The 18,355-nt window shown below is 37.4% G+C and carries 14 protein-coding genes; 10 read left to right on the top strand and 4 right to left on the bottom strand.

Features of this window, described 5'->3' with window-relative positions:
- The first annotated feature begins 121 nt into the window (after positions 1 to 121).
- The 5 genes from ccmA to AYT27_RS00550 are packed head-to-tail and all read left to right on the top strand — an operon-like array spanning position 122 to position 3,098.
- Positions 122 to 748, top strand: a complete 627-nt coding sequence (gene ccmA, locus AYT27_RS00570; RefSeq protein ID WP_011180072.1) for a heme ABC exporter ATP-binding protein CcmA — start codon at positions 122 to 124, stop codon at positions 746 to 748.
- Positions 745 to 1,410 (top strand): heme exporter protein CcmB, encoded by a 666-nt coding sequence (gene ccmB, locus AYT27_RS00565; RefSeq protein ID WP_011180071.1) that lies wholly within the window; start codon positions 745 to 747, stop codon positions 1,408 to 1,410. Before ccmA ends, ccmB begins: the two co-directional genes overlap by 4 nt.
- A 46-nt stretch (positions 1,411 to 1,456) precedes the next feature.
- Positions 1,457 to 2,212, top strand: coding sequence for a heme ABC transporter permease (locus AYT27_RS00560; protein WP_011180070.1), 756 nt, complete (start codon positions 1,457 to 1,459; stop codon positions 2,210 to 2,212).
- Between the two features lie 12 nt (positions 2,213 to 2,224).
- On the top strand, positions 2,225 to 2,476 hold the full coding sequence (locus AYT27_RS09090) for a hypothetical protein (RefSeq protein ID WP_011180069.1): 252 nt from the start codon (positions 2,225 to 2,227) through the stop codon (positions 2,474 to 2,476).
- On the top strand, positions 2,451 to 3,098 hold the full coding sequence (locus AYT27_RS00550; RefSeq protein ID WP_011180068.1) for a DsbE family thiol:disulfide interchange protein: 648 nt from the start codon (positions 2,451 to 2,453) through the stop codon (positions 3,096 to 3,098). The genes AYT27_RS09090 and AYT27_RS00550 overlap by 26 nt, the downstream gene beginning before the upstream one ends.
- A gap of 860 nt (positions 3,099 to 3,958) precedes the next feature.
- Here the strand turns inward: AYT27_RS00550 and AYT27_RS00545 are convergent.
- Entirely contained in the window at positions 3,959 to 4,492 is a 534-nt protein-coding gene (locus AYT27_RS00545; RefSeq protein ID WP_011180067.1) for a GcrA family cell cycle regulator, read from the bottom strand.
- Between the two features lie 479 nt (positions 4,493 to 4,971).
- Here AYT27_RS00545 and AYT27_RS00540 point away from each other — a divergent pair, with 479 nt between their 5' ends.
- The gene (locus AYT27_RS00540) at positions 4,972 to 6,177 is read left to right on the top strand and encodes an aspartate aminotransferase family protein (protein WP_011180066.1); all 1,206 of its coding nucleotides are present in this window, start codon (positions 4,972 to 4,974) and stop codon (positions 6,175 to 6,177) included.
- 981 nt (positions 6,178 to 7,158) lie between these two features.
- Entirely contained in the window at positions 7,159 to 8,169 is a 1,011-nt protein-coding gene (locus AYT27_RS00535; protein WP_011180065.1) for an Hsp33 family molecular chaperone, read from the top strand.
- Positions 8,170 to 10,092: 1,923 nt separating this feature from the next.
- On the opposite strand, the gene AYT27_RS00530 is transcribed toward AYT27_RS00535, so the two are convergent.
- Both AYT27_RS00530 and AYT27_RS00525 read right to left on the bottom strand, forming a co-directional pair.
- Positions 10,093 to 10,713, bottom strand: a complete 621-nt coding sequence (locus tag AYT27_RS00530; protein ID WP_011180064.1) for a Smr/MutS family protein — start codon at positions 10,711 to 10,713, stop codon at positions 10,093 to 10,095.
- A 62-nt stretch (positions 10,714 to 10,775) separates the two neighbouring features.
- Positions 10,776 to 11,468, bottom strand: coding sequence for a Tim44/TimA family putative adaptor protein (locus tag AYT27_RS00525; protein ID WP_011180063.1), 693 nt, complete (start codon positions 11,466 to 11,468; stop codon positions 10,776 to 10,778).
- Between the two features lie 183 nt (positions 11,469 to 11,651).
- Here AYT27_RS00525 and AYT27_RS00520 point away from each other — a divergent pair, with 183 nt between their 5' ends.
- Both AYT27_RS00520 and secB read left to right on the top strand, forming a co-directional pair.
- Positions 11,652 to 12,158: an FxsA family protein gene (locus AYT27_RS00520; protein ID WP_011180062.1), complete on the top strand. Its 507-nt coding sequence runs from the start codon at positions 11,652 to 11,654 to the stop codon at positions 12,156 to 12,158.
- Positions 12,159 to 12,303: 145 nt separating this feature from the next.
- Positions 12,304 to 12,780 carry a protein-export chaperone SecB gene (gene secB / locus AYT27_RS00515; protein ID WP_011180061.1) on the top strand — a complete coding sequence of 159 codons (477 nt, stop codon included), beginning with the start codon at positions 12,304 to 12,306 and terminating at the stop codon, positions 12,778 to 12,780.
- Between the two features lie 50 nt (positions 12,781 to 12,830).
- Here the strand turns inward: secB and AYT27_RS00510 are convergent, their stop codons facing one another.
- Positions 12,831 to 15,128, bottom strand: coding sequence for an NADP-dependent malic enzyme (locus AYT27_RS00510; protein WP_011180060.1), 2,298 nt, complete (start codon positions 15,126 to 15,128; stop codon positions 12,831 to 12,833).
- 209 nt (positions 15,129 to 15,337) lie between these two features.
- On the opposite strand from AYT27_RS00510, the gene mutS reads away from it, so the two are divergent.
- Entirely contained in the window at positions 15,338 to 18,082 is a 2,745-nt protein-coding gene (gene mutS / locus AYT27_RS00505; RefSeq protein ID WP_011180059.1) for a DNA mismatch repair protein MutS, read from the top strand.
- Positions 18,083 to 18,355: the final 273 nt, after the last annotated feature.

Here is an 18,355-nt window from a genome sequence, read left to right as displayed (position 1 = left end):
GTAACACATCGTTTATAGAACTATTTCTAGAACTATTCTAGGTACAATTATATAAAATAACGTGTTTTTTATCCTATAATGCAATAAAGATTATAGAAATAAAGGTAAAATAGGTAATCACATGGTGTTATCGGGCAAAGATTTGACAGCTTACAGAAACGAAGATGTTCTGTTCCAAGGTCTTTCTTTTTGTTTATTCCCACAACAACTTATGACAATCACAGGACCAAATGGGATTGGGAAATCTACATTACTCAGAATCATTGCTGGGCTATTTAAAGCTGCTGAAGGTCATGTAAGTCTTAAAGACCAGGAACAAATATATCCTGTAGCAACAGCATGTCATTATCTTGGACCTCAAAATGCTATGAAACCTTTCTTATCGGTCATCGACAACTTGCAATTTTGGTCAGCATTTTATGGGCAACCTCTACACTCTCCACACGAAGTCCTTGCAGATATTGGTCTTTCTGATCTTGAACACGTACCCTTTAACGTTCTATCAACCGGGCAAAAAAGGCGTATAGCTATTGCCCGCCTTTTACTATCTTACCGTCCTGTTTGGATTTTAGATGAACCAATATCGGGAATTGATAGCTACGCCCAAACTCTCCTTACCAATATTTTCCAGTACCATCTCAACCAAGGTGGTATGATTATCGCTGCAACCCATAGTCCTCTCGGCATTCCAGAAAACCATAAAATTACCTTGGAAAAATTTTTACCTCCCCAGGAGAAAATACAATGAAAGCACTGTTCTGGCGTGATCTTAAATTAACCTTAGCACCACAAGCTTCCTCGTTAAAAGGGCTTTTGTTTTTCATTGCTATTATTATGATAATCCCCTTCGCCATTGGGCCAAATCCTAAAGTTCTTTCACAAATAGGTCCAGGTATATTATGGCTGGGAGCTCTTCTCGCAGGACTTCTTAATCTCAATAAGCTTTTTCAAACCGATCATGATGATGGAAATCTTGACCAATTCATCCTTTCTGGACAAAGACAAAGTTTTACACTGATCGTATTAACCAAATGCCTTGCCCATTGGGTAGGAACTATGCTTCCTCTTATTTTTGCCACTCCTTTTTTAGCATTCATGCTCCATTTAGATGCAATAATAACTTTTACAACAATACTCACTCTCTTATGTGGAACACCAGCTATTATTTTTATTGGCGCTATCGGAGCTGCTCTTGCAACATCATTGTTGCATAGTACTCTTCTCATTTTTATCATAATCTTACCGTGGATTATTCCAATCATGATTTTTGGCGTTTCCGCTGCTACAGCTCCAACAAACCCAAATGTCTCTTTTCTCACTTCTTTGACTCTTCTTATCGGTTTTTCACTTCTTTTGAGTCTTTTTAGCTCCTTTATTGCAGCTATAACACTCAAACTTTTATCAGAATAATAAAAGATGATTGCTGCACAACAAAACTCTGCCTATTATAAATTTCATGAATGAAACATTTCACACACATAAAATGAACACGCTTCCTGCAAGTTTTACCCGTTTCATGAAAATAAGCAGTGCCGTTTTGCCTTGGTTAATCGGTATAACATTGTGTCTTCTTATCTTAGGATTTATTTTGATTATATATTCTCCTGATGACTATCAACAGGGGATCACCGTCAAGATTATGTACATTCATGCACCATTCGCTTGGCTTTCTACATGTTGTTACATCATAATAAGTGCTGCTGCTTTAGGAAGCCTGATTTGGAAGTATCATCTTGCTGATGTGACACTCAAATGTGGCGCACCCATTGGAGCAATTTTTACAGCCTTGGCCCTAGTGACAGGTGCACTTTGGGGACGTCCTACATGGGGAACATGGTGGGTATGGGATGCACGGTTAACATCAGTTTTGATCCTGCTTTTTATCTACCTTGCCATTGTCATGCTTGCTCGCGCTTTTAATAACCAAGCAAAAGCTGCACGCGCTACCGCAATTCTGACACTCGTTGGACTTGTAAATATTCCCATTATTAAATTTTCCGTCAATTGGTGGAATACACTTCATCAATCAGCATCACTTTTACGTGCAGGAGGCCCAACAATTGAACGTGCTATGTTATGGCCCCTTATAACAATGCTATTGTGTTTTAGCTTTATGTTTATTTCGCTTTATTTGATGGCTATGCGTAACGAAATCAATAGTCGTCATATCCAAATACTTCAGATCAAAAAAGCCCGTCGTGCACAACACTAGGACTCGTTAATCATGTTCGACTTCCATAACATGCACAGTGGATTTTTAGGAAATCTCTCTCAGCAAATTGATTTTTTCCTTGGTACTCTTCATCACAAACAAATTGTTATTCTGAGTTACATTTTTTCTGCAATCTCTCTGCTGTGTTTTATTGGATACATTTTTTGCAAGACTTTATACCAAAAAAAAATCCTACAACAGCTGAACAAAAAAGAGCTGTTTCGGAAAGAAAAATATCATGAAAATCACCCCTCCAAAACCTGAAAAAAATATATCTTTGCCTCTCTTCTTTGATCTTGTGGGACCATTTGTGTTTTTTCTCCTTCTTCTTATGTTTTTATTCTACTTTATGCAGAGCAAACACCCCAATGATACTTCTCTTCTCCCAAACACATTGGCTGAAAAACTGGCCCCAAAAATAAGTCTTCCTCTCTTTGATAATGAAAATTATCTCCTTAATTCAGATCAATTTAAAGGGCGCGTAACATTGATCAATTTTTGGGGTTCTTGGTGCCCATCTTGTCGCGAGGAACATCCTCTTCTTATGAAGATTGCGCAAGATCAACGTTTTGACCTTATTGGTATTAATTATAAAGATAATAAAGAAAATGCTCAACGCTTTCTGAATAATTTTGGTAATCCTTTTAAATTTATTGGCTTTGATGTTTCAGGGTACACGGCTATTAATTGGGGAGTCTATGGACCACCAGAAACCTTCCTTCTGAATAAAGAAAACATCATTATTGCTAAACATGTCGGTCCTTTAACATGGCAGATTTATCAGAAAAAAATTCTACCCAAAATCGAAAAAGCAATTATGACAGAAGAAATCTTAAAAAACAAAAGATTGATTTATAAAGATAATTTATCTTCTTCCCAATATTGAATGAGAAAGCACCAAATACAGAAAGTCTTTCTCATTCCAGCTTTCTCTTATGGTAAATCATAAAAAATTTTGCTTGTACATCACAAGAGAAGCGAAATTTGAATAAAAACGGTTAAAAAAAAGACTCAATATGCCTTTCATAAACAGTCTCAATGCAAAAAAATCATACATTGAAAGCTAGCAAAGAAAATAATGATACTGAATTGCACCTTTATAAGCATAGAAATGAGAGCTCCTTAGATATCGCTTTATAATATTCACAGACGATAAAGGACTTGAGAGCAGGAAAACATATCTCTTTAAAATCAGCGCAATGGATAAAGAGCAAAATAGCATTCTATCCTTTATGAGGGAATTATTCCTTTAAGACACACGGAAAATAAAAATGTTAGTCTCTATACAATTTCATTTTCATGATTTAAAGGATATTGTCGTAGATTTTTTTGAAAGTCACAAAACTCAACTAAAAAGGGGCGATGAAGAGAACAATGGTTTACGCCTTTATAGAGTATATCCTCTAATTCTTTAAATTTCATTTGTTTAGCAGCATTTCGCACGCAATAAAATATTACCGGTCATTGCGCAATCAAAACACCAGTTAGAACAACACCGCCTCTTATTATTCAATAACACGAAAAAATAAAACTTGAATGAGTTTCTCGGAAGGGAAAATTTCTACATTCCTTAAGGCATAACCTTTGCACTTTTCTTTCTCATAGCAGATAATCTATTAATGCATTTTTTTAAAAGAAAGATTTTTGGTGATCTATACCCCCAGTTAATGGTCTTATGCCCTAAAACATTTAAGCTGACATTTAATAATAAGGATATAGAATACAACGTAGATTATATTACAAATATTATATTCTTATCCGCCGTCTTTCAGAGATTGGCTGAAATGCTATTTTAGCATGAAAGGCACAATAAGGACTATTCTCACCAGAATCGGCACCACAAAAATGAAAATCTGGTGATAAAGGATCCCCAACTGGCCACCTACATGTATTTTCACTCAATTGCAAAAGATTAAGCTGACGTGATATAGGTACAACCACATTTGATTTTTCGGGCAAATCAACTTCTGTCACATCCTCCACTACAACATCCACCTTTAAAGCTGTCGCTCCAACACTGCAAGAAGCAGTATTTGTCGGTAATACTGTCGATGGTGTGCGACGCATCCGCACAGGCGATGAACTGACCCCAACAAGTGCCTTTTGTACACGCCCCCCCCCCTGTGCTGTTTTACCACGTCCCGGTAGTTTTAATCGGTGCACTTTACCAATCACTGCATTCCTACTAACACCACCTAACTGAGCTGCAATCTGACTTGCGCTTAGCCCCTCACTCCAAAACTTCTTAAGAAGTTCAACGCGTTCACATGTCCAACCCATATCAGCACTCCATTCTGATTACCTCATTGAGAGGTACTCATTTGCATCTTCAAATGTTTCAATCATTTTTTCAATGGACCTAATGAAAAAATTTTATACTTTACCTGAGCACAAAAAATTTCACTCAACCTGCGGAATTTACAAACCAAAACACAATTTTGCCTGCTGATTTAAACTACAATATGGACTGACTCTATGACAAGTGCCTTTCCTTCTTGAAGAGTTTATTTAAAATGTTTTCCCCAACTTGCGAATCAATCATAGATCAAATTATCGTTTTTGCTTAAGATTTCTTTCCATAGATGCTTCTTTGTAAAACCTTCATTGACTTTTTGCCAATCGGTGCAATGATCACAACCTGTGAGCGTGGTATCACCATAAATCACTAATGATACTGTATCCAAAGGTGCAACGTATTTTGTTTGCAGCGTTGTTTTGTTTGTTGTATCGCAGAGCTCGAGAAATAAAGGAAATTAACGATGAATAGCACCACTATACAGCCACTTTATGAGTGCTTTGCTCGACGTAATTTGCATTTTGAACAAGGGAATGCTGTATGGCTTATTTCCGATAAAGGAGAGCGTTATCTTGATTTCACGTCTGGCATTGCTGTCAATGTATTAGGATATGCACATCCAAAATTGATTGATACTCTCAAAAGACAAGCTGAAAAACTTTGGCATGTTTCCAATCTTTTTCAATCACCTGAACAAGAAGCTCTCGCCGCGCAGCTTTGCGTAAATAGTTTTGCTGATAAGGTTTTTTTCTGTAATTCCGGTGCTGAAGCAGTGGAATGCGCATTTAAAACTGCTCGTCACTACCATTATGCCTCTGGCCATCCAACACGCTTTGAAATTATTACTTTTGAAGATGCATTTCATGGGCGCACACTTGCAACGCTTGCTGCTACAGGACAAGAAAAATATTTGCAAGGTTTTGGACCAAAAGCTGACGGATTTATTCAAATTCCTTTATGTGATGAAATCGCTTTGCGTAATGCTATCAATAAAAATACTGCTGCCATCCTTATTGAACCCATTCAGGGAGAAGGAGGAATACGAACGGTATCTCATGAATATTTAAGGCTTTTGCGCAAAATATGCGATGAGAATGGTCTGTTATTAATTTTGGATGAAATCCAAACAGGTATTGGACGAACAGGAAAGCTTTTTGCTTATGAATGGAGTGGTATTACACCTGATATTCTTACTCTCGCAAAAGGACTGGGTGGCGGTTTTCCTTTAGGAGCTTGTCTTGCAACAGAAAAAGCTGCAAAAAGTATGACACCAGGAACCCACGGATCAACATTTGGAGGCAATCTTCTTGGGATGGCTGTAGGCAAAACTGTTCTTGATATTATATTAGAACCTGGTCTTCTCGACCATGTTCAGCAAATGGGATATAAGCTAAAAAGCGGACTTTCAAATATTCTAAATGACTATCCTGACATTATCTGTGCAATTAACGGGGTAGGACTTATGTTGGGCATTCAGTGCGTGGTTCCCTCTCAGGTTGTCGTTAGTGCATTGGAAAGTGAATATCTTTTGAGTGTTAGTGCCAACAACAACGTTGTGCGCTTCTTGCCTCCCCTTATTATCAAGGAAGAAGAGGTAAACGAAAGTCTACATCGTATTGAAAAAGCAATTGCTTCTCTTTCCCAAACAAACAAAAAACAACTCGTATAATCTCATAACACATAAGCTTCTCGCTATTGCATAGATTTATCTTCTTCATCTCCTTTAAACTAGGGAGCATATTCTTATCAACTATGGAAAATGCTCAAAAAAAACTTCAAAGTCTTAGAAAATTCAAAAGCTTTTGCTCGTAAATACTCGCAATAATTTCTAAAAACTATTCACGCGCATATATTTTATCTCACATGAGTATGTGTCACTTGAGAGAAAAATGATCGTATAAACGTAATTGGTTAAAAACGCAGCTCAAATATAGTGAAAATATCACTAATAAGTACATCTCTTATCACTGTTTATGCATATCATCCTATAGCATACAAAGTGCAAACTATCACAGACTATTCGAATTGCTATAATATACTGCAAACTTCCACCTTAAATAGTTTTATAAATGACTCCTATCTTTGCTAGATTTTATGAAATATCTTAATCTCAAGAACACTATAAACCCGTTTCCAACGAAATATTGTTTGGATGAGAGATGAAAACAATGTTCCCCATTCCTCGTTCAAAACAGCAGCTCTCTTTAACCTTCATTTTCATCTTACCACACGAGAGGTAATAAATCATAGCCAAAAGATGTTAACGAAGCAGATAAAGGTGTGGAATCAATATCCTACTTACAAATCATCCTCCAAAAACTGCCGAAGATGTTGATTGCTTTACAACTAATATATGTGTTTCTTAAAACAAAATCTCTTGTGCTTATAATCAATCACCCTCTCAATTTTTTCAATCAATAAAATCTAAAAAAATACTAAACCCAATAGCTACTTCATATACTATTTTTTTGCTAATCGTAGTGAAAACGTCAATCATTTGTGTTCAAGATGAAATGCTTTCTGTTTTTTGATGAAGCTGAAAGCTGAAAATTGTCTTCATGCCCAAAAAACAATTCTTGTATGATGTTTACAAGATGCATTTTTCTCTCCACAATAGTCTGCAAAAATAAATCCTATAAAAGGCAAAAATATGAGCGAAGAACGCGAACAAGCCAAAGATGAAGCCTCTCTCAACAACATCTACTTGAGTGAAGATGATACTGTTATTCCCTTTCAAATCGAAGAACTTGATATTCGTGGACGTGCTGTACAATTTGGAAAAGCTTTAGATTCTATTCTCACAAGACATCAATATCCTGAACCGGTTTCTTACCTTCTAGCAGAGGCTTTAGTTTTAACTGTTCTGCTTGGAAGCTCCTTAAAACTTAAAGGAAAATTTATTTTACAAACCCATTCCAATGGACCAATTAATATGTTGGTGTGTGATTTTTCTCCCCCTTTCAGTCTACGCGGGTACGCTCGTTTTGATGAAGAAAAACTGAAACAAGCAATAGCCAATAATCAAATATCTTCCGAAACACTTCTAGGAAAAGGTACTTTAGCCTTCACCATCCGCCAAGGCGCCCATACACAAGACTATCAGGGAATAGTTGCATTAGAAGGATCAAATTTACAAGAAGCTACCCGTGCCTATTTTGACCAATCGGAACAAATTCTCACCGATATCCGTTTAGCAGTCGCTATATTGATTAACCGCGACCAAAAAGGAAAGCAGCAGAAAAGCTGGCGAGCAGGAGGTATTTTGACTCAACTTTTGCCCCAAGCATCATCTCATCATAAAATATATGAACCCAATAAAAAACCACAAGAAACGAAAACTCGTGCTCAACTTGAAAATCAATGGAAAGAAGCTAAAGCACTAACGTCGACAATTGAAAGTACAGAATTAACAGATCCTCAAATCGGCAGTAAGCGGCTTTTATTCCGTCTTTTCCACGAACAAGGTGTTAGAGTTTTTAATCCTATTTCTCTTGTAGATCAATGCTCCTGTTCGCGCGAAAAAATTAAAGAAATACTGGAAGGTTTTCCCCCTGAAGAACGCAATCAAATGGTTAAAGATAAATATATTTCTGTCACATGTGAATTTTGCTCAACAACTTATCGTTTTAAACCGCTAGAATTTCCTGAAAATAAAACGTGATAAATATTCTTCACAAATAAGTACTTACTAAATAAATAAGTACATATTAATTACAACTAAAGCCCATTTATTATGTCTTGAAAACCTAAAAACAGAAAGCATCAACCTTGCAAACATGTTGTGTAGCTTGCTCTTTTAGTACAAAACATTGATTTATGAAAACAATTCACCATTTCATCGATTGAATGCGCGTTCCAATACCCTAAGATTTTTTTCTTTCAAATTTTTGCATTTAAAATCAGAAAAAACATTCGCTTGCATCTCACAAACAGAGTTATCGTGATGTAAAAACTACTTCAGAAAAGAGTAAAAATACCTCTTATGAACAGCCTCAATGCAAAAACCTTTACAACATTGAGAGCTGGTAAATAGAATGATGAGGCCGGCGTGAAACTTCATAAGCGTAAAGAAATGGTAATGTACAACGGCTTTCACGATATACCATTCACGGGCACTTACTTGAAATAGGCTTAGGAGTTTAAGAAGACCAACAATGTGGATAAAAGCCGTCTTAGAAAAGACTCAATATGCCCCTCATGAACCATCTCAGTACAAGAACCTTTTACAATATCGGGAGCGGTAAATAAAATGATGGGAGTGACTTACCCCCTCATAAGTGTAAGAATGTGGGGTATTCAATGGATCTTACGTTATACTCTTCACACCCACCGTGAGATAGACTTGAAATCAATGAGAGATGTCTTTTAAAAAGTAAGTGCGTGAATGAGCAAAACGACGGTGTTCTGTTTTCCTTGAAGGACTAGTCGCATAAAGAATACGATAAGCAAAAATGTGAAGAGTTGCATAATTTCCATTACTTAAAAGATATTGTTATGGAAGCTTTTGAAAGTAAAACTGAATTTAAATAGGGTAGGAAAGATGAAAATTGTTTTTTACCTTTACAGCTTCATATTCTTCCCAATGAGGCTATTTACCCGTTTGAGAGATTACCCAAAACAGAAATATGCCATACTCTTAATCTGACATAACTCAAGTTTTATGTAAGGCAATGAAATGTCTTATATATTTTCTTCAAACATGCGGCTGCATTAGGATTGGAGATTAGTTGACATGCAAACTAAAAGCACATGCTTTATTAGAGTTAACCGCTCTTTCATTGCCTCCATAATCATACGCCTTTTCAAATCAAAACGCATTCCATACACTGTTATACAAATAGATTACTCTTAAAAACAGGCTCTATTCTCTCTGACAATATCTTTACCCATAGCATATCAGCGAGTATTGATGTCTTAACAGGAACAAACTTCTCAGCCCTCTTTTGATAATTACAGTAACATATTGTTTTTTAATTATAAAAAAACAGATTCCTATTGAATTAAATCCTTGAATATAGTTATTTTATCTTTAAGAATTAAAAAATCGTTTTCGCGCGTTACAACAGAGCGAAACGTATAAATAAAATATGGAGGACAAAACTAAATATAGCTCTATGAATCAACACTCTTAATGTAAGAGCCGTTGCAATATCGAAGGCAATATAATAGCCGATCTATTTACTTCATAAACATAAGCGTGGTAGTGACAAACCTTCATGACAACGTGTACTCTTAATAAAAAATAGTATGATTTAATAATGCAACTGCCGATAATATTCACCAATCTCAATGTAATGCTATGCTAACCTAAATAATCAAGAATCAAGACAACAGATGCTTAATCGCTAGAGAAAAATCAAAGCCTACAAAAAAATCGTTAGTCCTTTGATATTCTTTATTTTCACAAATGTTTTTCAGCAATAATGGTCATTCAACTCTCTTATAAAACCACAAAATCAGAATGCCTGTCCGTAAAAATTGAAAGCAATAATGTAAACATCCATAATAAAATTTCGCATGCTCACATTCCTTTATGGACTGAAAATACGATAGCTGATGAAACCAATATCAAACCTAAAGCAGCCTAAACAACATCATACCCTTTCCCGGGTAGAAAACGGCGCAATCGAACATAAAGTGCACCATCACCACCATGTTGACGAGCAGCTTGCTCAAAGGCATGAACATAATATCGAAAAGCCGGTGTTGACAACCAGTGAGGAACAGACTGATACAAAACACCATTACTCCCCGGTGACCGGCCCTTTCCTGTGATCACAAGCACATAACGCAATCCATTCTGTTGAGATGATTGTAGAAATTTTTTCAAGAAAAAATAAGCTTCTTCCTGCATACAACCGTGAAGATCAAGACGAGCTTCAATAGAATAATGACCTTTGGCAATTTTACGATGGACAACACGATCAAAAAAATGAATCTTATGCGTTTGTGCAATCGCCTTCTTTTCTCTTTTAACCTCTGTTAATTTCTGTTGGTTTGCCTGAGACAATGGGAGAATTTGTGTTATGTACTGTTTCTTATTGTTGATCTTCACCGCATCTTTAGAAACATTTACGACCTCTTTTGCAAAAGAAGAATAGCGCTTCTTATGAAGCGGTATTATTGTACAACATACCTTCTCCCAGAGAAAGCGGTCCTGTGAAACCAACGGATCCCTTTCTGTTCTCCATTCATCCGTAGACATTTCAATCTTCAATCTCTCAATAAATCAATTTTATTTATATGATTTTATAGACAAAAAATATTTTAATCTTCATCTTCTGTTGCAAAAAGCTTCCAGTTTGGATCTGTTGATAAGCTATTGCGAACAAAAGTCCAAATATCTCTAATTTCTACAATAGTATCAGGATCACCATCTATACGTTCTCCCTGCTCATTGTAAGTCGCAGAAATCATTTCACTGACAATACGTATAGTCAAAAATTCTTCCTTTTCTTGCATCGCTGCTGCAACAAATTCGATTTTATTAATTCCGACAAAAGTAAACTGAACTCTCTCATTGTTTTTTTCGCGTTGTTCAATGGCAGCATCAAAGCTTTCAAAAACATCCTGAGAAAGCAATCTCCTCAGTTGATTACGATCCCCTTTAGCAAAAGCTGTTACAATCATTTCATAAGCAACTTGAGCTCCCTTTATAAAAAATTGAGGAGAAAAATGAGGATCATTCTGGTGAAGTGCTCGTAAACCTTTATTTAGTTCACTTCCTTCTGGTGCAATTGCATCAATTTCGCTAAAATCATTTTTTTGCGAATTAACTTGATGAGATAATGAAGCATTATTATCAGCCGTTTCTGTTTCAATCTGTTTTTTAGAACGACTCGAATAAGGATCAAAAGGAGGCTTTTCAAAACCAATCCGTTTTCCTAATACATTACGAAGTTGCATGAAAACAACAACCATAATAACAAGAGCTAAGACAAGTACGATGTCAAATTCCATGGGCACTGTCAATCTCCAAAACTAAAATGATCTACAATAAACATTGCAGTCAATATCATTTATCAATAAATATGTAAAATAGGGAATCTTGCATTTAAGTGCCTTTATAGATTCTTGTTTAAGTTTTAAAAGAAGTTTTCTTCAATAATTTTCTGTTTCAAACCTTGAAAAGGGAATTTTCATGTGATCAAATCTTACCCTATAAATCCTCGCTTTTTTATCATTTTTACCCTTGGTATTTTCCTTGTTGAAATCGCTGGTTTTATCTTTGTTGGAAAAGAAATTGGAATTTTAGCAACTTTGAGTTTGATCATTTTAACGACAATAGCTGGAAGCATTTTGTTAAGAATTCAAGGGGGAAGCCTTTTAAAAAATCTACAACGTGAACTTCTTCAAGGGCAAACATTAGAGCATTATATCATAAATGATGGCTGTATCATTATTGGCGCAATTTTGCTTATTCTTCCTGGTTTTGTGAGCGATATTTTGGGAATATTACTCCTTATTAAACCAGTCCGTGGTATTGCCTGGTATTTACTTTCATCACTTAGAAATAAAATGAATAAACATAATAAAAACAGTACTAAGACCCAAAATGAGTCTGAGGAAATAATCGATCTGAAAGCAGAAGACTACCAAATCCGCAATACCACAGAATCTTCATGGCGTAAAAATGATAATAATCATTGAAAAGACGCAAAAATCTGTAACGACTAAAAAATAAAAAAATAATCAAAAAAGTAGAGCATTTCTTGCAACCTTCTGCAAGGCGTGATAACCAGCCTTGTCTTTAGATCTAAAATAGAAATACATATATTATGATGAGGTTAGTAATATGGCTGAAAGTGAAATTAACAACAATGATGGAGAACCCGTTTTTGCTGTATTAACTCAATATTTAAAAGATCTTTCATTTGAGAACCCAAGTGCCCCTCGCTCACTACGTCCACGTGAAAAAGCACCACAAATTGATATCAATATTAATGTCAATGCTAATCCAATTGGCGATGACAATTATGATGTTGTTTTATCACTCTCAGTTAAAGCTAGTGATGATAGTGAAACATTATTTCATGTAGAATTGATTTACGGTGGCGTTTTCCATATCAAAAACATTCCTCAAGAGCATGTTATGCCACTTGTTTTTATTGAATGCCCCCGTCTTTTGTTTCCATTTGCTCGGCAAATTATCTCTGACGCTACTCAAAATGGTGGTTTTCCACCTTTGTGGATTGATCCAATTGATTTTGCAGCTCTCTTTCAAAAGCGTGTTGCTGAAGAACAAAAAAACAGCCAAACACTCTCATCTTAAAAATTTATTTTTTATCAAAAAGGCCTTGAAATATCAGAGGCCTTTATTTTTTATAACTTTTCTGCATGGTAAGCGGCTAGGGTTGCGATATTGACAACATCCGTATCACTGCCACTAAATGGTACAATTTGAACAGATCTTTCCAGTCCAATCAAAATAGGACCAATAATGGTTGCTTCACCAAGCTCTTGCAACATTTTACTTGCTATAGAAGACGCATGATATCCAGGCATCACCAAAATGTTAGCAGGTTCCGTTAATCCCATAAAGGGATATTGCTGCATCAATTTCACATTAAGCGCTACATCAGCACTTATTTCTCCATCAAATTCAAAATCAGCCCTGCGTTCACGCAAAATATTAACGGCATCTTGAATATGGCGCGTAACCTGTCCTTTCATATAACCAAAAGTAGAAAATGCCACAAATGCCACCCGTGGTTGATACCCCAATCCACGAACAAAAGAAGCTGTCTGTTCGGCTATATGCGCAAATTCTTCGGCGTTAGGATTCTCATAAACAGCTGTATCGGCAATAAACACAGTTCGTCCACGACAAATGGCCATTGAAATACCAATTAACCGTTCTCGCGGTTTTTCATCAATCACCCGACGAATATCAATCAACGCTGTTTCATAATTGCGTGTAACCCCTGTAACCATTGCATCAGCATCCCCTAATGCCACCATACAAGCAGCAAAATAATTGCGATCATTGTTGATGCGACGATGACAATCACGCAACAGCCAACCTTGACGCTGCATTTTTTTATAAAGATAATTCGCGTAAGCATCCAAACGACAAGAGAGCTTGGCGTTCATAACAGAAATGCCTTCACGCTCAAGATCAATTCCAGCAATAGCAGCATTCTCTCTCACTTGTTCTTCACGACCAATCAAAATCGCCTGTCCTAATTTTTGATGGACATAGGAAACAGCTGCTCGCATTACCTGCTCTTCTTCACCTTCGGCAAAGACAATTTGTTTTGGTGACTGACGAACGTGATTATAAACACCACGCATCATGGAAGAAATGGGATCACGTCTCGCATTCAAATCACGCTCATAAGCTTCTAAATCATCAATGTGCCTTTGCGCAACACCGCTTTTCATTGCCGCTTTTGCCACCGCAATTGAAACAACAGTAAACAAACGCGGATCAAAAGGAACAGGGATGATATAATTCGGACCAAATTTCAAGCGCTTTCCACGATAAGCTTCGGCAACGCTATCAGGTACTTCTTCGTGAGCCAAATCCGCAATAGCTCTTGCAGCAGCAATCTTCATATCTTCATTAATAACTGTCGCACGCACATCAAGCGCACCACGAAATATATAAGGAAAACAAAGAACATTATTAATCTGATTTGGATAATCGGAACGACCTGTTGCGATAATAGCATCCTTACGCACTTGCATCACTTCTTCCGGCGTAATTTCTGGATCAGGATTAGCCATAGCAAAAATAATCGGACGAGGTGCCATCGATTTTACCATTTCAGGGGTAATCGCACCTTTAGCAGAAACCCCAAAAAACACATCGGCACCTTCCATCGCTTCAGCAAGCGTGCGTTTATCTGTTCGAACAGCATGAACAGATTTCCACTGATTCATCCCCTCTTTGCGCCCCTCATAAACAACACCTTTTGTATCACATAAAATGATATTTTCAGATCGAAATCCCATCGCCTTAATCAACTCAATACAAGCAATTCCCGCAGAACCAGCACCATTACAAACTAACCGCGTATTTTCCATATCGCGCCCTGTTAAATACAAGGCATTGAGTACTCCAGCAGCCACAATGATTGCTGTACCATGTTGATCATCATGAAAAACGGGTATATTCATGACCTCGCGTAAGCGACTTTCAATCATAAAACATTCTGGTGCTTTAATATCTTCCAGATTGATGCCGCCAAAAGAGGGCTCTAAATGACGAACCAGATTGATAAAATTTTCCGGATCATTCGTATCAATTTCCAGATCAATAGAATCAATATCCGCAAAGCGCTTAAAAAGTACTGCTTTACCTTCCATCACCGGTTTAGACGCTAGTGCACCTAAATTTCCTAAACCCAAGATAGCGGTTCCATTTGATATTACAGCAACAAGGTTGCCCTTTGTCGTATAATCGTAAGCCAATTCTGGATTTTGAGCAATCGCTTTAACCGGAACAGCAACACCTGGCGAATAAGCAAGTGCTAAATCATACTGTGTTGCCATAGACTTTGTTGCAACAATTTCAAGCTTTCCAGGACGACCACGACTATGAAAGTCTAGAGCTTCTCGCTCACTGATATTATAAACCGTTTGGTGTGTTTTCTGATCTTGCTCATTCTTTTTCATCTCACTTAAGCTTTCCCAAAAACAGTATAAATTTTGCTCGATAATGCGTGTAATTATCCAACTTTACAATTTGATTCAGATGCTAGAAATCGCTATGCTTGCTTTAACAGACCTAATCATGCGTTTCAATTCACAGATAATGAAGATAAACATTGAAGTAAATAAAAAAGGGTATCAAAGCCTCACTTGAAGGAAACGAGCGCGTAAAAATGGATAATAAAACTGATAATAAAAACAATTTAACCCCACAATCGGCTCCCTCATCTGCTCCACATAAAGAACGCCTCACACCTATGATGGAGCAATATATCGAAATCAAAGCAGTTAATAGCGATTGCCTTCTGTTTTACCGTATGGGTGATTTCTATGAATTATTTTTTAATGATGCAATTGAAGCTGCTCAAGTTTTAGGAATTACGCTCACAACACGCGGGAAACATTTAGGTGAAGATATTCCTATGTGTGGTGTTCCAGTTCATACTGCGGATGATTATTTACAAAAATTGATCTCCTGTGGTTATCGTGTTGCTGTTTGTGAACAGACAGAAGATCCAGCAGAAGCTAAAAAACGGGGATCAAAATCAATTGTTCGGCGTGATGTTGTGCGCCTTGTGACACCTGGAACCCTAACAGAAGAAAAACTCCTCGACCCAACGCGCGCAAACTATCTGATGACACTTGCCCGCATCAAAACCAGCGATGGAGAGGAATTTGCCCTTTCCTGGATTGATATTTCAACAGGCATATTTCGTGTCACAGAAAGTCGACTCGAAAAACTTTTAGCAGACATTATGCGCGTGGATCCACAAGAAATCATTGTGGCTGATTCCTTTTTCCACGATAAATCTCATAAATCACTTTTTAATGTTCTAGACTGTATCGTTTCGCCTCAACACGCTAGTCTCTTTGATGTCATCACTGCTGAACGCGACATTTGCAGTTATTTTAAACTCTCAACCCTTGAAGGCATTGCTGATTATTCACGTCCCGAACTATCGGCAATTGCCGCAGCTATTCGTTATATCGAAAAAACACAAATCACGCATCGCCCTCCTCTCATGCGTCCTGAGCGCCAAAATGAAAGTGCTACCCTTTTCATTGATGCCGCAACGAGGTTGAGTCTTGAGCTTGTACGGACCACATCGGGACAACGGGATGGAAGCTTACTAAAGGCCATTGATCGCACCGTAACAGGAGGGGGGTCACGCCTTCTCCTCGATCGCCTCATTGCACCTCTTACCACGCCTTCAGCTATTGATAAACGTCTGGATTCGATTGCCTTTTTTCTGCGCAATACATCTCTTGCAGAAGACATAAAGCTCATCTTAAAAGGGGGACCAGATATGCCACGTGCTGTCTCACGTTTGGCTCTTGGCCGAGGAGGACCACGTGATATGGCTTCAATTCAGCGCGGTTTTGAAATTATTCGTGAACTTCACCAGCTTCTTAGCAATGAATTGCTTCCTCAAGAAATTAGTGATGTACAACAGATTTTCTCACATTTACCTACTGCTTTACATTTGCGTTTAGAACAAGCATTAGCCGATGATCTGCCCCTGCTTAAACGAGACGGTGGTTTTATTCGCCCTCATTATCATAAAGAGCTCGATGAAATGCGCACTTTGCGTGATGAATCTCGCCGTGTTATCGCTGAACTTCAAGCACAATATGCTCAAGAAACAGATATTAAAACACTCAAAATCAAGCATAACAATATCCTAGGCTACTTCATTGAAGTAACCAACTTACAGGCAACCGCTCTCACCAATACTCCACAAGCAAAAGCACGTTTTATTCATCGACAAACAATGGCAAATGCTATGCGCTTTACCACAACAGAACTTGCTGAACTTGAAAGCCGTATTGCTCATGCAGCCAACCATGCATTGACGCTTGAATTGGAAATCTTTGACACTCTTGTTCATGAAATTACTGAACAAGTTGATTTCATTCGTAAAGCTGCTGAATCACTTGCTGTTTTGGATGTTTCTGTTGCTTTAGCGCATTTGGCTGAAGAACAAGGATATTGTCGCCCTAAAATTGATCAGTCTCTTACCTTTTGTATTACCGCAGGGCGCCATCCCGTCGTAGAACAAGCACTCCGAAAGCAAGCAGCAGAACCCTTTGTTGCTAATAACTGCGACCTCTCTTTGCAAGAAAATCACCAATATGCAGCGATATGGCTTTTAACAGGTCCTAATATGGGAGGAAAATCAACTTTTTTACGGCAAAATGCTCTCATCGCCATTATGGCGCAAATGGGATCCTTTGTTCCAGCTACCTCAGCCCATATTGGCGTTGTTGATCGCTTATTTAGTCGTGTTGGTGCTTCTGATGATCTTGCACGAGGGCGTTCAACTTTTATGATGGAAATGGTAGAAACAGCAACGATTCTTAATCATGCTACTCAGCATTCCCTTGTTATTCTTGATGAAATCGGACGAGGAACGTCGACTTTTGATGGGCTTTCAATTGCCTGGGCAACCGTTGAATATCTTCATGAAGTTAACCATTGTCGTGCTATTCTCGCCACACATTTTCATGAAATGACAGCACTCACAGAAAAACTTGATCGTCTTCATAATGTAACCATGAAAGTCAAAAATTGGGATGGTGATGTGATTTTTCTTCACGAAGTCACGCCGGGAGCTGCGGACCGATCCTACGGCGTACAAGTTGCAAAACTTGCTGGACTTCCCAAGGCAGTTATTACACGTGCTACAGACGTTCTACAGCAATTAGAACAAGGTGAAATGGCGGGAAAAGGACATAAATTAATTGATGACTTACCGCTTTTTTCCCTTAAAACAACATCTTCCCTCAATGAAGACACAAACAAATATTCTATGCTCCATGAAGCTTTTAAAAATATCCATCCTGACGAACTCTCTCCTAAGCAAGCTTTAGAAGCCCTTTATCACCTTAAACAACTTGAAAAAAATAATCCCTTATAACAAATCAAACCAAGAGCTCTTTTTTGATCACTCCTAAATTTGTGCCTTAAATTAAGATGCGAGAATAAAAGTAGAGTAGTGGTCCTGTTCCTTTGTAAAGAACAGGAATGTAACTAGGAAGAAGTATTTCATCAATAAAGTGCATAGACTGACAAAATTTTATTATTTATAGAGAAGAATCTTTCAAAGGTGAAATGGCAGAAAAAGGCCATAAATTAATTAATGATTTACCGCTCTTTTTTCTTTAATGTAACATCTCCATCAATGAAGAAA

This window comes from Bartonella henselae str. Houston-1 (genome assembly GCF_000046705.1).
Taxonomy (GTDB): domain Bacteria; phylum Pseudomonadota; class Alphaproteobacteria; order Rhizobiales; family Rhizobiaceae; genus Bartonella; species Bartonella henselae.
Note: the sequence above shows the minus strand (reverse complement) of the source record. Positions and strands in the feature narration are given on the sequence as shown.

Bases quoted from the DNA above. Each gene is read 5' to 3' on its own strand.
- mutS (WP_011180059.1), top strand. From the start codon at position 15,338: ATGGATAATAAAACTGATAATAAAAACAATTTAACCCCACAATCGGCT.
- secB (WP_011180061.1), top strand. From the start codon at position 12,304: ATGGCTGAAAGTGAAATTAACAACAATGATGGAGAACCCGTTTTTGCT.
- AYT27_RS00525 (WP_011180063.1), bottom strand. From the start codon at position 11,468: ATGGAATTTGACATCGTACTTGTCTTAGCTCTTGTTATTATGGTTGTT.
- ccmB (WP_011180071.1), top strand. From the start codon at position 745: ATGAAAGCACTGTTCTGGCGTGATCTTAAATTAACCTTAGCACCACAA.
- AYT27_RS00535 (WP_011180065.1), top strand. From the start codon at position 7,159: ATGAGCGAAGAACGCGAACAAGCCAAAGATGAAGCCTCTCTCAACAAC.
- AYT27_RS00545 (WP_011180067.1), bottom strand. From the start codon at position 4,492: ATGGGTTGGACATGTGAACGCGTTGAACTTCTTAAGAAGTTTTGGAGT.
- AYT27_RS09090 (WP_011180069.1), top strand. From the start codon at position 2,225: ATGTTCGACTTCCATAACATGCACAGTGGATTTTTAGGAAATCTCTCT.
- ccmA (WP_011180072.1), top strand. From the start codon at position 122: ATGGTGTTATCGGGCAAAGATTTGACAGCTTACAGAAACGAAGATGTT.
- AYT27_RS00510 (WP_011180060.1), bottom strand. From the start codon at position 15,128: ATGAAAAAGAATGAGCAAGATCAGAAAACACACCAAACGGTTTATAAT.
- AYT27_RS00550 (WP_011180068.1), top strand. From the start codon at position 2,451: ATGAAAATCACCCCTCCAAAACCTGAAAAAAATATATCTTTGCCTCTC.
- AYT27_RS00530 (WP_011180064.1), bottom strand. From the start codon at position 10,713: ATGTCTACGGATGAATGGAGAACAGAAAGGGATCCGTTGGTTTCACAG.
- AYT27_RS00560 (WP_011180070.1), top strand. From the start codon at position 1,457: ATGAATGAAACATTTCACACACATAAAATGAACACGCTTCCTGCAAGT.
- AYT27_RS00540 (WP_011180066.1), top strand. From the start codon at position 4,972: ATGAATAGCACCACTATACAGCCACTTTATGAGTGCTTTGCTCGACGT.